The sequence below is a fragment of the Pseudomonas sp. RIT-562 genome, assembly GCF_026241895.1.
Classification (GTDB): Bacteria; Pseudomonadota; Gammaproteobacteria; order Pseudomonadales; family Pseudomonadaceae; genus Aquipseudomonas; species Aquipseudomonas mandelii_F.
The window spans coordinates 209953-223149 of the sequence record NZ_JAPJIV010000001.1 but is presented as its reverse complement, the minus strand read 5'-3'; the positions used below and the strand labels follow the sequence as shown (position 1 = coordinate 223149).

Here is a 13197-nt window from a genome sequence, read left to right as displayed (position 1 = left end):
GTCGTAAGGGATTTTTGAGGTAGGCAATACATGTATCACGGGGAAAAACTCAACGCCTGGACGCATTTGGTCGGAGCGGTGGCTGCCTTTGTCGGCGTGGTGTGGATGCTGGTGGTTGCCAGCATGGACGGCAGTCCGTGGAAGATCGTCAGTGTGGCGATCTATGGTTTCACCTTGCTGGTTCTTTACAGCGCTTCGACCGTTTACCACAGCGTGCGCGGGCGCAAGAAAGTGATCATGCAGAAGGTTGATCACTTTTCGATCTATCTGTTAATCGCCGGAAGCTACACGCCATTTTGCCTCGTCACGCTACGCGGACCATGGGGCTGGACTTTGTTCGGTATCGTCTGGGGGCTGGCGTTGATCGGCATCTTGCAGGAGATCAAGCCACGTTCGGAAGCGCGGGTGCTGTCGATCGTGATTTACGCGGTGATGGGCTGGATCGTGCTGGTGGCGGTAAAGCCGTTACTGGCCGCGCTGGGCTCGGCAGGTTTTGCCTGGCTGGCGTCGGGCGGGGTGTTGTACACCGTGGGGATCATCTTTTTTGCGCTGGATCACCGACTGCGGCATGCGCATGGGATCTGGCATCTGTTTGTGATCGCGGGGAGTTTGCTGCACTTTGTGGCGATTTTGTTTTATGTGCTGTGAATAGAAAATCAAAAGATCGCAGCCTGCGGCAGCTCCTACAGGGGAATGCGATCTACTGTAGGAGCTGCCGCAGGCTGCGATCTTTTTAGAAATCTCCCCAAAGCTGCTGGGCCACCGCCAACGCCACAACCGGCGCCGTCTCGGTACGCAGCACCCGCGGGCCAAGCCGTGCCGCATGAAAGCCCGCGCCCTTGGCCTGATCGACCTCGGCATCCGACAGCCCACCTTCCGGCCCGATCAGAAACGCCAGTGTTGCGGGCTTGGCATGACTCAGCAGCGGCTCGGCCACTGGATGCAGCACCAGCTTCAAATCAGCTTCGGTCTGCTTGAGCCAGTCTGCCAGCAACTGTGGAGGATGAATGAGCGGCACCCGCGACCGCCCGCACTGCTCACACGCGCTGATAGCCACCTGGCGCCAGTGCATCAGGCGTTTGTCCGCGCGTTCATCCTTGAGGCGCACTTCACAGCGGTCGGTGAAGATCGGAGTGATTTCGCTCACGCCCAATTCCGTAGCTTTCTGGATCGCCCAGTCCATCCGCTCGCCACGGGACAAACCCTGGCCGAGGTGGATCTGCAGCGGTGATTCGACCTGGCCGGCGAAGCTCTCGTCGATCTGCACCACCACGCGCTTTTTGCCGACCTCCACCAGCCGTGCACTGAACTCCTGTCCCGAGCCGTCGAACAGCTGCAACGCATCACCTTCGGCCATGCGCAGCACGCGGCTGATGTAGTGCGCCTGGGCCTCGGGCAATTCGTGTTCACCGGTGCTCAAGGGGGCGTCGATAAAGAAGCGGGACAGTCTCATTCGTGGTCTCTGGATAAATGTTGATCATCTGGATCTGTGGCGACCTCCACCTGTGGGAGCGGGCTTGCTCGCGAAGGCGGAGGACCATGCAGCGGCAAGCTCAAGTCAAACCAATCAGCCCGGATCGCGGAATCCCGGGTGGAAGTTTTCCGGCACCGAAACACTGACGCTGTCGCGCGTCGCGATGTCGATCCCTTCGCTGGCCACTTCAGCCAGAAAGTCTATCTGATCGGGAGTGATCACGTACGGCGGCAGGAAATACACCACGCTACCCAGAGGGCGCAGCAGGGCGCCGCGTTCAAGCGCGTGCTGGAACACCTTGAGCCCACGACGCTCCTGCCATGGATAGGCTTGCTTGGTGGCTTTGTCCTTGACCATCTCGATCGCCAGCACCATGCCAGTCTGGCGTACCTCCGAGACGTTCGGGTGATCGGCCAGGTGCGCGCTGGAGCTGGCCATGCGTTGCGCCAGAGCCTTGTTGTTCTCGATGACGTGGTCTTCTTCGAAGATATCCAGGGTTGCCAGCGCCGCGGCACAGGCCAGCGGGTTGCCGGTGTAGCTGTGGGAGTGCAGGAAGGCGCGCAGGGTCGGGTAGTCGTCGTAAAAGGCGCTGTAGACATCCTCGGTGGTGACGCAGGCCGCCAGAGGCAGATAGCCGCCAGTCAGCGCCTTGGACAGGCACAGAAAGTCCGGGCGGATGCCAGCCTGTTCGCAGGCGAACATCGTCCCAGTACGGCCGAAGCCGACGGCAATTTCGTCGTGGATCAGGTGCACGCCATATCGATCACAAGCCTCCCGCAACAACTTGAGGTAGACCGGATGATACATGCGCATGCCGCCCGCGCCCTGGATCAGGGGCTCGACAATGACCGCCGCGACCGTGTCGTGATTGTCCGCCAAGGTCTGCTCCATGGCGGCGAACATGTTGCGCGAATGCTCTTCCCAGCTCATGCCTTCAGGACGCAGGTAGCAGTCCGGGCTCGGCACCTTGATGGTGTCTAGCAGCAGCGCCTTGTAGGTTTCCGTAAACAGCGGCACATCGCCGACCGACATCGCCGCCATGGTTTCGCCGTGGTAGCTGTTGGTCAGCGTGACGAAGCGCTTCTTGTTTGGCTGGCCGCGGTTGAGCCAGTAGTGAAAGCTCATTTTCAACGCAACTTCGATGCACGACGAACCGTTATCGGCGTAGAAGCACCGAGTCAGGCCTTCCGGTGTCATCTGCACGAGGCGCTCGGATAACTCGATCACCGGCTGATGGCTGAAGCCGGCGAGGATCACGTGCTCCAGCTGGTCGACCTGATCCTTGATGCGCTGGTTGATGCGCGGGTTGGCGTGGCCGAACACGTTGACCCACCAGGAGCTGACAGCGTCGAGGTAACGTTTGCCTTCGAAGTCTTCAAGCCACACGCCTTCACCGCGCTTGATCGGGATCAGCGGCAGCTGTTCGTGGTCTTTCATCTGGGTACAGGGATGCCATAGCACAGCGAGATCGCGTTGCATCCACTGATTATTCAGGCCCATATTCAGTCTCCTCGAGGCAGTCCGTGACAAACGCGGACATACAATCGCGCAAGCCTATGCAATGGTTCGCCGTGTAACAACCCATTGCGGCAATTGAGCTACATTCAATGGGGCGATAGACGTCGCTGGCGGCCATTTGATGGCTGACGTATTCTTCGCCGTTCCTTGAGTCGTCTGACTCGCAAAACTGTTCTTCCTCGTGTATTTCCGGAGTTCGCTGAATGTCTGCTGGTTGGCTGCGCGCCTGTGCGCTGGTGATATTGGGCCTGTTCAGCGTGTCTGCGCTGGCCAAGGATAAAACAGCGATCGTGATCGGCGGCGGGCTGTCCGGCCTGACGGCGGCTTACGAGCTGCAGAACAAAGGCTGGCAGGTCACCCTGCTGGAAGCCAAGCCGAGCCTGGGCGGTCGTTCCGGCATGGCCACCAGTGAGTGGATCGGCAACGACAAGACCCAGCCGGTGCTGAACAAGTACGTCTCGACGTTCAAGCTGGGTACCACTCCGGCACCGGAATTCGTGCGCACGCCAAGCTACCTGATCGATGGCGTGTACTACAGCGCTGCCGACCTGGCGATCAAGGATCCGACCACTGCCGAAGCGCTCAAACGCTACGAGAAAACCGTGGACGATCTGGCGCGCTCGATTGAAGACCCGCAGAACCCTGCGGCGAACAACACGTTGCACGCCCTCGATCAGATCAACGTGTCCAACTGGCTCGACCGCCTGACGCTGCCGGCCACGGCCCGTCAGCTGATCAACCAGCAGATCCGCACCCGCTACGACGAGCCTTCGCGGCTGTCCCTGCTGTACTTCGCCCAGCAGAGCCGCGTTTACCTCGGTGTCTCCGATCGTGACCTGCGCGCATCCCGCCTGCTGGGTGGCAGCCCGGTGCTGGCACAGGCTTTCGTCAAGCAACTGAAGACCATCAAGACCAGCTCCCCGGTGTCGGCCATCGTCCAGGACAAGGACGGCGTAACCGTCAAGGTTGGCAGCGTCAACTACCAGGCCGATTACGTCGTGGTCGCCGTGCCGTTGCGCGCACTGAACAAGATTTCCCTGACGCCAGCGCTGGATGCCCAGCACCTGGGCGCGATCAAGGGCACCAACTACGGCTGGCGCGACCAGATCATGCTGAAGTTCAAGACGCCTGTGTGGGAAAGCAAGGCGCGCATGTCCGGCGAGATCTACAGCAACACTGGCCTTGGCATGTTGTGGGTCGAGCCGGCGCTGAAGGGTGGCGCCAACGTGGTCATCAACCTGTCCGGCGACAACGCCCGCGTGATGCAGGCATTTGGCGACAAGCAGATGGCCGATCAGGTGCTGATCCGCCTGCATGCTTTTTATCCACAGGCGCGCGGCTCGTTCACCGGTTATGAAATCCGTCGCTACAGCACCGACCCCTCCATGGGCGGCGCCTACCTGGCCTTTGGTCCTGGCCAGATCAGCAAATACTGGCGCCTGTGGGAACGCCCTCTGCAGCGAGTAGCCTTCGCTGGCGAACATACCGACACCCTGTATCCAGGCACCCTGGAAGGCGCGTTGCGCACCGGTCAGCGTGCGGCCAGTCAGGTTGAAGATCTGGCGGCGGGCAAGTCGTTTGAACCGGCGAAAGTCGTGCCGGTGGCGGCGGCTGCAGCGGCAGGTGCAGTGGCGGCGAAGAAGGGCAACTTCTTCACCAACTTGTTTGGTGGTGGCGATGACGAGAAGAAACCTGAGCCAGTGAAGGCGCCAGCACCCGTTGCTCCGGCTGCGCCAACCCCGGCTCCAGTCCCGACGCCAGCACCAGCGCCGGTAGAAACGCCGAAGCCTGCGGCACCGGTGAAGGCCGAGCCTGCGAAAAAGGCTCCGGTGAAAAAGCCGGCAGCCAAAACCGAGGCAAAAAAAGCCCCGGCTAAAGCTCCGGCCAAAAAGGCTGAACCAGCCAAAAAGCCGGCGGCCAAACCTGCGGCGACCACTGAGACCAAGGCTCAGTAAAGCCTGGTGGTAAACAAAAGCGCGGCTTAAGGGCCGCGCTTTTTTTTGGCCGTCTACCCAGTCTGGAGCATCCGGCTTTATCAGATGCATCCCACACGAATATCAGACCGATATGATTGATAGCACCTGGCCTTAAATCCTATGTTCTTCAAAAACTGGAGAGCATGAATGAAAACGCTGGCAGCAATAATTACATTGATAGCCCTATCTGGCTGTGTTGATGGGCGAAGGGTGAGCGCAGTTCAGGGCACTGAGCTCGCCCACAAATGCCAAATAGATCCGTACAACCATCAATGCCTACAGCCGCCTGCTGTTCTCCATAATTGACGGAGAGGTCACCGACCAGGCCAGCACAATTCATTGAAGCGCCTACCGTGTGGGAGCGGGCTTGCTCGCGAAGGCGTCCTCACAATCACCACATAATTTCTGGTCTGCTACTAACATCCCGCCACACTTTGGCCTTTAATCTTTCCTTAACCCACCTATTTCACACTGATGATCGTATTTCTCGATATTTCAAAGCGAAATTTTCGGCTTTAATTCGATAGATAAGTCGATAGTCTTGGTCGCAGTTCTCACAGGATTTGGGCAATGCAGCTACGTAACTCTTCTTCGCGCTACGGTTGGATCAGCGTCTTCCTGCACTGGGGTGTGGCACTGGCGGTCTTCGGATTGTTTGCGCTGGGCTTGTGGATGATCGACCTGGACTACTACAGCACCTGGCGCAAAGACGCGCCGGACTTGCACAAGAGCATTGGCCTGGTGTTGTTCGCAGTCATGTTGCTGCGGGTGTTGTGGCGCTTCATCAGCCCGCCTCCGCCTACCCTGGAAAGCTACAGCCGCATGACGCGCCTTGGCGCCAAGTTCGGCCACTCGTTCCTGTACCTTGGTTTGTTTGCTGTGATGATTGCCGGTTACCTGATTTCCACCGCAGACGGTGTCGGGATTCCGGTGTTTGGCTTGTTTGAAGTGCCTGCATTGGTCTCCGGGCTACCGGACCAGGCAGATACCGCCGGTGTGATTCATCTGTACCTGGCATGGGCGCTGGTAATTTTTTCCGGCCTTCATGCGTTGGCAGCATTGAAGCACCACTTTATCGATCGTGATGCGACCCTGACGCGAATGCTGGGCCGCAAAGCCTGAAGTTCAACCTCGACTCCAAAGGAATAGAAAGCATGTTGAAAAAGACTCTCGCCGCTCTGGCAATCGGTTCCGCCCTGCTGTCCGCCAACGTGATGGCAGCTGACTACGTAGTGGACAAGGAAGGCCAGCACGCCTTCGTCGATTTCAAGATCAGCCACCTGGGCTATAGCTTCATCACCGGTACCTTCAAGGACATCGACGGCAAGTTCAGCTTCGACGCTGCCAAGCCTGAAGACAGCAAGATCGAGTTCAATGTGAACACCGCCAGCGTATTCACCAACCACGCTGAACGTGACAAGCACATTGCCAGCAAAGACTTTCTTAACGGCAGCAAGGCCACTTTCGTTTCCACCAGCGTCAAATCCACCGGCAAAAACGCCGCTGGCAAAGACACTGCTGACGTGACCGGCGACCTGACTATCCTGGGCGTGACCAAGCCAGTCGTGGTCAAGGCTACCTTCCTGGGCGAAGGCAAGGATCCATGGGGCGGCTACCGTGCCGGCTTCGAAGGCACCACCAGCATCAAGCGTTCCGATTTCGGCAAGCAGAAAGACCTGGGCCCATCGTCTGACGCAGTTGAGCTGTACATCTCGTTTGAAGGTGTGAAAGCGAAGTAATGCTGAGACCGTAGGAGCTGCCGCAGGCTGCGATCTTTTGATCTTGTAAAGATCGCAGGCTTCGCCAACTCCTACAGAAGCAGTTCGCAGCACAAACAAAAATGCCCCGAATCTCACGATCCGGGGCATTTTTTATGGCTGCGTTGACTCAACGATTACGAGTCAGCAACGCTGGTTTTTCACCACGAGGACGGCCTGGCAATTGATCAAGCTGTTCAGGTGTCGGGAAACGATCGGTTTTCGACTCCTTGTGAATGATCTTCGGTGCCGGGCCGCGCGGGTTCTGCACTGCAGGTTCCGAACGCGGCTGATCGTCGCGCGCCGGGCGGCGATTGCGACCTTCCTCACGACGGGCCTGGCCGTCACGTGGAGCACCGCTGCGTGGGCCACTGCGCTTGGCAGGCGGAGTGCCAGTGGTGGCGCCGTCGCTGCTGCGCGGACCGCTCTGACGACCCTGAGGCTTGCCGCCGCTGCGTGGAGCACCTGCGCCGGCAGTCGCACCCTGCGCCGGAGCACCTGGACGGCGGCCACGGCCCTGGGCCGGTTTGGCTTGGGGCACGTAGTCGACACGGTTACCGAAGTTGTCGATATCGTCGTCCAGGAACTCGTCCGGGGCGCGATCAGCGGAAGCACGTGGTGCCGGGCGCTGCTGCTCACGAGCAGGCGTACCTTCACGCGGCTTTTGTTCGCGTGCCGGACGATCGCCGCGGCCAGTGGCTGCAGGTTTTTCCTTGCCGCCCTTGTCCTTGCCTTTGTCTTTACGACCGCCGCCACCGCCGCCGCCGTTCGGACCGTCACCGCGCGGGCCACGTGGGTTGCGCGGGTTACGCACATCCGGACGCTCGCGGACTTCAGGTTTTTCGGCTTCAACAGCGCTGGAGTCGAAGCCCATCAGGTCGCCGTCGGCGATTTTCTGCTTGGTCATGCGCTCGATGCTTTTCAGCAGCTTTTCTTCGTCTGGAGCGACCAGCGAAATCGCCTCGCCCGAGCGACCGGCACGGCCAGTACGACCGATACGGTGCACGTAGTCTTCATCGACGTTCGGCAGTTCGAAGTTGACCACGTGGGGCAGCTGATCGATGTCGAGGCCGCGAGCGGCGATGTCGGTGGCAACCAGAATGCGCACTTCACCGGCCTTGAAGTCGGCCAGGGCTTTGGTGCGGGCGTTCTGGCTCTTGTTGCCGTGGATCGCGACGGCGCTGAGGCCGTGCTTGTCCAGGTACTCGGCCAGGCGGTTGGCGCCGTGCTTGGTGCGGGTGAACACCAGGACCTGTTCCCAGGCGCCAGCGGTGATCAAGTGCGCCAGCAGCGAACGCTTGTGGTTGGCCGGCAGACGGAATACGCGCTGTTCGATGCGCTCGACCGTGGTGTTCGGCGGAGTGACTTCGATGCGTTCCGGGTTGTGCAGCAGCTTGCCGGCGAGATCGGTGATGTCCTTGGAGAACGTCGCCGAAAACAGCAGGTTCTGGCGCTTGCTCGGCAGGCGTGCCAGGACTTTCTTCACGTCATGCACAAAACCCATGTCGAGCATGCGATCGGCTTCGTCCAGCACGAGGATTTCCACGTGGGACAAATCGACGCTGCCTTGGCCAGCGAGGTCGAGCAGGCGGCCAGGGCAGGCCACCAGCACGTCAACTCCGCGGGACATGGCCTGAACCTGCGGGTTCATGCCGACGCCGCCGAAGATGCAGGCGCTGACGAACTTCAGGTCACGGGCATAGACCTTGAAGCTTTCGTGAACTTGAGCCGCGAGTTCGCGAGTAGGGGTCAGGACCAGTACGCGCGGTTGGCGCGGGCCGTGACGCTGGGATTTGTCCGGGTGACCGTTGGGAAACAACCGCTCCAGGATCGGAAGGGCGAAGCCGCCGGTTTTACCAGTACCTGTCTGTGCCGCAACCATGAGGTCGCGACCTTGCAACACGGCGGGAATTGCCCGCTGTTGCACCGGAGTAGGCTCGGTATAGCCCGCCGCCTCGATGGCGCGGACTAAAGCCTCGGAGAGACCGAGGGAAGCAAAGGACATGAGTAATCCTGTTCTAGTTAGGGCTTGGCCCAATGGGAGTCTTGCCTGGCGCGAATGGCGTTTAAGAAGAACGCAATCCCGTCCGGTCCTGCTGGGTCTGAAAAGCTCGTCTGGAGCGCTCGCGCGGGCTGAAAAGCTGCGCTGTAGCGGGTTCGAGATGCCTTGAACAAGTCCGAGCGTCCGGGCGTGAGCCTGGCGGGAAGGCCGGAGTATAACAGAGCAATCACTGCGCGCCGCTTTCCTGCTGCTCAACGGTTTTCCCGCGCAGTGCGGTCGCGCTGGTTACGGGCACTTCTACGGCTGGGCCAGCGCCGTAACGGGCGCTGAGCTCAGCATAGGCGGGCTCGCGCTTGAAACGCTTGAGCTCGGCCCCGAACCGCTGTACCAGCAAGTCCATGCCGGCATTGCGGCGCACGGCCAGGAACTGGCTTTGTTCGCTGATGATAAGAGGATTTTCGCTGACCTGGTCGCGAATGCCCAACTCATCAAGGAGGTGCTGGCCAACTCGACGGTCTGTGATCAGCAGGTCGATGCGTCCGCGCAGCAGTTTGCCGAAGTTCGCCTCATGGCTCGGTGCGGGTTCCCGGGTGAATAGCGTCGATTCGCTGAAGTCGGTGCTGTACAGGTAGCCCGGCGAAGTGCCGATGGTCAGGCCGCGCAGGGTTTCGAGAGACTGGAACGGGTGGGGGCGGGCATTGGCGTAGAACATTACGAACTGTACTTGCGACAGGGGTTCGCTGGGATAGAGCAGGCTGGCTTCGCGCTCGGCGCTGTGAAAAATGTCCAGCGCGCCATCTGCCTGACCTGTTTCCAGCATCGACAGGCAACGCTTCCAGGGCAGGAACTGCCATTCCACTTCAATCCCCAGGCGTTTGAAGACGATGGCGGTGGTTTCGTAGTCCAAGCCCAGGGCTTTGCCGTTTTCCTCGTACACGTAAGGTGCCCACGGCTCGGTGACAATGCGCAATTTCTCGCCCCGAGCGGCGAAGCTCAGGCAAGTGAAAAGAAGCACGGTCAGGAGCTGCGTGATCAAAGGCATGGCTTGAGATTACGACGAGAAACCGTAAAGAGCCAGAAACTGCATGGAGAAGCTCTATCTCCGTGGATTGCCGCACAAAAAAAGCCGTTAAAAGCAAAAGATCGCAGCCTTCGGCGGCTCCTACGGGGATTAAACAAACCCGGTGTAGGAGCTGCCGAAGGCTGCGATCTTTTGGCCTTGCTTTGGTTTAACGCGGCAACTTCAGATTGTTCCACACCGCCAGACTTGGTTCAGCCTGGTTCAACGTGTAGAAGTGCAACCCGGGCGCACCACCTTGCAGCAGGCGTTCGCACATCTCGGTGATGACTTGCTCGCCGAAGCCCTGGATGCTGCCAGTGTCGTCGCCGTAGGCTTCCAATTGCTTGCGGATCCAGCGCGGAATTTCCGCACCGCAGGCATCGGAGAAACGTGCGAGTTTGCTGTAGTTGGTGATCGGCATGATGCCCGGCACGATCGGGATATTCACGCCCATCGCCCGTACACGCTCGACGAAGTAGAAGTAGCTGTCAGCGTTGAAGAAGTACTGGGTGATTGCACTGTCGGCGCCAGCGTTGGCCTTGCGCACGAAGTTGTGCAGATCGTCTTCGAAATTGCGTGCTTGCGGATGCATTTCCGGGTAGGCGGCAACTTCGATGTGGAAATGATCGCCGGTTTCTTCACGGATGAATTCAACCAGGTCATTGGCGTGGCGCAGTTCACCGCTGGCCATGCCCATGCCCGAAGGCAGGTCGCCGCGCAGGGCGACGATGCGAGTAATACCGGCAGCTTTGTATTGGGTCAACAGGCCGCGCAGATCGTCTTTGCTGTCGCCCACGCAGGACAAGTGCGGAGCAGCAGGGACTTTGACTTCGCTTTCAAGTTGCAACACGGTGTTGATCGTGCGATCACGAGTCGAACCGCCCGCGCCGTAGGTGCAGGAGAAGAAATCAGGGTTGTATGTAGCCAGCTGGCGGGCAGTGGCGAGCAGCTTTTCATGCCCAGCGTCGGTCTTCGTAGGGAAGAACTCGAAGCTGTAGCGACGGTCTTGGGACATGGTCATATCCTTGGAAACACTTAAGCCTTGAAGGTACCGTGCACCCTGTGGGAGCAAAGCTTGCTCGCGATTGAGACGCTGCAGTCTTCAGTGAGACCACGGCGACGCTATCGCGAGCAAGCTTTGCTCCCACAGGCCTGCATTAATCCGCTCCCCTTGGGGAGCGGAACAGGGCCGATCAGTAACGGTAAGCGTGCGGCTTGAACGGACCTTCAACAGTCACGCCGATGTAGTCAGCCTGCTGCTTGGTCAGTTGAGTCACGACACCACCGAAACCGCGAACCATTTCCAGGGCCACTTCTTCGTCGAGTTTCTTCGGCAATACTTCGACGGTCAGGCGCTCGGCTTTCTGGGCTGGCGACAGGTCGGCGTATTTCTGGCCGAACAGGAAGATCTGGGCCAGAACCTGGTTGGCGAACGAACCGTCCATGATGCGGCTAGGGTGGCCGGTGGCATTACCCAGGTTCACCAGACGGCCTTCGGCCAGCAGAATCAGGTAGTCATCGTTCTGGGCATCGAATGCACCAGGACCGGTGCGGTGGATCTTGTGCACCTGCGGCTTCACTTCTTCCCATGCCCAGTTCTTGCGCATGAAAGCAGTGTCGATTTCATTGTCGAAGTGGCCGATGTTGCAGACAACAGCGCGCTTCTTCAGAGCCTTGAGCATGTTCGAGTCGCAGACGTTAACGTTGCCGGTGGTGGTCACGATCAGGTCGATCTTGCCCAGCAGCGCTTTGTCGATGCTTTCTTCGGTGCCGTTGTTGATACCGTCGATGAACGGCGAAACCAGTTCGAAACCGTCCATGCAGGCTTGCATGGCGCAGATCGGGTCGACTTCGGAGACTTTAACGATCATGCCTTCCTGACGCAGGGACTGGGCCGAACCCTTGCCCACGTCACCGTAACCGATGACCAGCGCTTGCTTGCCGGACAGCAGGTGGTCGGTACCGCGCTTGATCGCATCGTTCAGGCTGTGACGGCAGCCGTACTTGTTGTCGTTCTTGCTCTTGGTCACCGAGTCATTGACGTTGATGGCCGGGATTTTCAGCTCGCCCTTGGCCAGCATGTCCAGCAGGCGGTGAACGCCAGTGGTGGTTTCTTCGGTGACGCCGTGGACGCGGTCCAGGATCGCCGGGTATTTCTTGTGCAGCAGCTCGGTCAGGTCGCCGCCGTCGTCGAGAATCATGTTGGCATCCCAAGGCGCGCCATCTTTCAGGATGGTTTGCTCAAGGCACCACTCGTACTCTTCTTCGGTCTCGCCTTTCCAGGCGTATACCGCGATGCCAGCTGCGGCGATGGCGGCAGCGGCCTGATCCTGAGTCGAGAAGATGTTGCAGGACGACCAGCGCACTTCGGCACCCAGGGCAACCAGGGTTTCGATCAGCACGGCAGTCTGGATGGTCATGTGGATGCAGCCGAGAATCTTCGCGCCCTTGAGCGGTTGCTCGGCGGAGTACTTGCGGCGCAGACCCATCAGGGCCGGCATTTCCGATTCGGCGATGATGGTTTCGCGACGGCCCCAGGCAGCCAGGGACATGTCGGCGACTTTGTAATCGGTAAAATCTGCAGGCGTGATAACAGCGCTCATGAAGAGCCTCCATTCGTAATGTATGCGAATGGGCGCCGTTGTGCGTTTAGTGTCGGGTCGCTGGGACCAGGCAACGCCCCATCCGAGCCTGACAGGTTGAACCTGCTGCAGCGCCCCTCGGACAGGTGGCGGGAAAACGGTAGCAATGGATCTTTACCGTTTTGAAACGGTGGCGATTATAGCGGGCTATGCTGATCTTCCAAAGCCTTTCTGCAGGCCAATGTCCGAACGGTAATCGCTGCCATAGACGATGGTGAATAGAGCTCTAGCCCGGGCTCTGCCATGATGGTGTCCATCATTCGGCAAGACGCTCAGGAGTGAATATGAATTTCCACACCCGCAAATGGGTAAAACCCGAAGACTTGAACCCCAACGGCACGCTGTTCGGCGGCAGTCTGTTGCGCTGGATCGACGAAGAAGCGGCGATCTACGCCATTGTGCAGTTGGGCAACCAGCGCGTGGTGACCAAGTACATTTCCGAAATCAATTTCGTCAGTGCTTCGCGCCAGGGCGACATCATCGAGCTGGGCATCACCGCCACCGAGTTCGGCCGCACTTCTATCACCCTGACCTGCGAAGTGCGCAACAAGATCACGCGCAAGAGCATCCTGACGGTGGAGAAAATGGTCTTCGTCAACCTCGGCGAAGACGGCCTGCCAGCACCCCATGGCCGCACTGAGATCCTGTACGTCAAAGACCAGTTCAAGGACGAGTAACACGAGTCCGTAGGAGCCGGCTTGCCGGCGATGGCGTCATTTGCGACAACACAAACACCAAGTGGCTCCCATCGCCAGCAAGCAGGCTCCT

At 59.3% G+C, this 13197-nt stretch carries 11 protein-coding genes and 1 riboswitch; of the genes, 5 read left to right on the top strand and 6 right to left on the bottom strand.

Annotation, left to right across the window (positions count from 1 at the left end; translation table 11 throughout):
* Positions 1 to 30 precede the first annotated feature (30 nt).
* Positions 31 to 648 (top strand): PAQR family membrane homeostasis protein TrhA, encoded by a 618-nt coding sequence (gene trhA / locus ORL50_RS00975; RefSeq protein ID WP_266009304.1) that lies wholly within the window; start codon positions 31 to 33, stop codon positions 646 to 648.
* A gap of 85 nt (positions 649 to 733) precedes the next feature.
* Here trhA and ORL50_RS00970 read toward each other — a convergent pair whose 3' ends face one another.
* Complete coding sequence (locus tag ORL50_RS00970) at positions 734 to 1453, bottom strand: 16S rRNA (uracil(1498)-N(3))-methyltransferase (protein WP_266009302.1); 720 nt, start codon at positions 1451 to 1453, stop codon at positions 734 to 736.
* A 114-nt stretch (positions 1454 to 1567) separates the two neighbouring features.
* Positions 1568 to 2974: an adenosylmethionine--8-amino-7-oxononanoate transaminase gene (locus ORL50_RS00965; protein ID WP_266009299.1), complete on the bottom strand. Its 1407-nt coding sequence runs from the start codon at positions 2972 to 2974 to the stop codon at positions 1568 to 1570.
* A gap of 221 nt (positions 2975 to 3195) precedes the next feature.
* Between ORL50_RS00965 and ORL50_RS00960 the strand changes: the two genes are divergently transcribed.
* From ORL50_RS00960 to ORL50_RS00950, 3 genes are all read left to right on the top strand, one after another.
* Positions 3196 to 4947, top strand: a complete 1752-nt coding sequence (locus ORL50_RS00960; protein WP_266009297.1) for a flavin monoamine oxidase family protein — start codon at positions 3196 to 3198, stop codon at positions 4945 to 4947.
* A 591-nt stretch (positions 4948 to 5538) separates the two neighbouring features.
* Positions 5539 to 6090 carry a cytochrome b gene (locus ORL50_RS00955; protein ID WP_266009295.1) on the top strand — a complete coding sequence of 184 codons (552 nt, stop codon included), beginning with the start codon at positions 5539 to 5541 and terminating at the stop codon, positions 6088 to 6090.
* 32 nt (positions 6091 to 6122) lie between these two features.
* Positions 6123 to 6707 carry a YceI family protein gene (locus tag ORL50_RS00950; protein WP_266009293.1) on the top strand — a complete coding sequence of 195 codons (585 nt, stop codon included), beginning with the start codon at positions 6123 to 6125 and terminating at the stop codon, positions 6705 to 6707.
* A gap of 148 nt (positions 6708 to 6855) precedes the next feature.
* Here the strand turns inward: ORL50_RS00950 and rhlE2 are convergent, their stop codons facing one another.
* The 4 genes from rhlE2 to ahcY all read right to left on the bottom strand — a co-directional run bounded on the left by rhlE2 (position 6856) and on the right by ahcY (position 12390).
* Positions 6856 to 8730, bottom strand: a complete 1875-nt coding sequence (gene rhlE2, locus ORL50_RS00945) for an RNA helicase RhlE2 (protein ID WP_266009291.1) — start codon at positions 8728 to 8730, stop codon at positions 6856 to 6858.
* Positions 8731 to 8953: 223 nt separating this feature from the next.
* Positions 8954 to 9769, bottom strand: a complete 816-nt coding sequence (locus ORL50_RS00940) for a substrate-binding periplasmic protein (protein WP_266009289.1) — start codon at positions 9767 to 9769, stop codon at positions 8954 to 8956.
* Between the two features lie 187 nt (positions 9770 to 9956).
* A complete protein-coding gene (gene metF, locus ORL50_RS00935) occupies positions 9957 to 10802 on the bottom strand; it encodes a methylenetetrahydrofolate reductase [NAD(P)H] (RefSeq protein ID WP_266009287.1) in 846 nt (281 codons plus the stop codon).
* 178 nt (positions 10803 to 10980) lie between these two features.
* A complete protein-coding gene (gene ahcY / locus ORL50_RS00930; RefSeq protein WP_266009285.1) occupies positions 10981 to 12390 on the bottom strand; it encodes an adenosylhomocysteinase in 1410 nt (469 codons plus the stop codon).
* Between the two features lie 23 nt (positions 12391 to 12413).
* Positions 12414 to 12515: riboswitch (S-adenosyl-L-homocysteine riboswitch) on the bottom strand.
* Positions 12516 to 12713: 198 nt separating this feature from the next.
* On the opposite strand from ahcY, the gene ORL50_RS00925 reads away from it, so the two are divergent.
* Entirely contained in the window at positions 12714 to 13106 is a 393-nt protein-coding gene (locus tag ORL50_RS00925) for an acyl-CoA thioesterase (RefSeq protein WP_314524247.1), read from the top strand.
* Positions 13107 to 13197 lie beyond the last annotated feature (91 nt).

Excerpts from the sequence above, each read along its gene's own strand:
- trhA (WP_266009304.1), top strand. The coding sequence starts at position 31 with ATGTATCACGGGGAAAAACTCAACGCCTGGACGCATTTGGTCGGAGCG.
- ORL50_RS00970 (WP_266009302.1), bottom strand. The coding sequence starts at position 1,453 with ATGAGACTGTCCCGCTTCTTTATCGACGCCCCCTTGAGCACCGGTGAA.
- ORL50_RS00965 (WP_266009299.1), bottom strand. The coding sequence starts at position 2,974 with ATGGGCCTGAATAATCAGTGGATGCAACGCGATCTCGCTGTGCTATGG.
- ORL50_RS00960 (WP_266009297.1), top strand. The coding sequence starts at position 3,196 with ATGTCTGCTGGTTGGCTGCGCGCCTGTGCGCTGGTGATATTGGGCCTG.
- ORL50_RS00955 (WP_266009295.1), top strand. The coding sequence starts at position 5,539 with ATGCAGCTACGTAACTCTTCTTCGCGCTACGGTTGGATCAGCGTCTTC.
- ORL50_RS00950 (WP_266009293.1), top strand. The coding sequence starts at position 6,123 with ATGTTGAAAAAGACTCTCGCCGCTCTGGCAATCGGTTCCGCCCTGCTG.
- rhlE2 (WP_266009291.1), bottom strand. The coding sequence starts at position 8,730 with ATGTCCTTTGCTTCCCTCGGTCTCTCCGAGGCTTTAGTCCGCGCCATC.
- ORL50_RS00940 (WP_266009289.1), bottom strand. The coding sequence starts at position 9,769 with ATGCCTTTGATCACGCAGCTCCTGACCGTGCTTCTTTTCACTTGCCTG.
- metF (WP_266009287.1), bottom strand. The coding sequence starts at position 10,802 with ATGTCCCAAGACCGTCGCTACAGCTTCGAGTTCTTCCCTACGAAGACC.
- ahcY (WP_266009285.1), bottom strand. The coding sequence starts at position 12,390 with ATGAGCGCTGTTATCACGCCTGCAGATTTTACCGATTACAAAGTCGCC.
- ORL50_RS00925 (WP_314524247.1), top strand. The coding sequence starts at position 12,714 with ATGAATTTCCACACCCGCAAATGGGTAAAACCCGAAGACTTGAACCCC.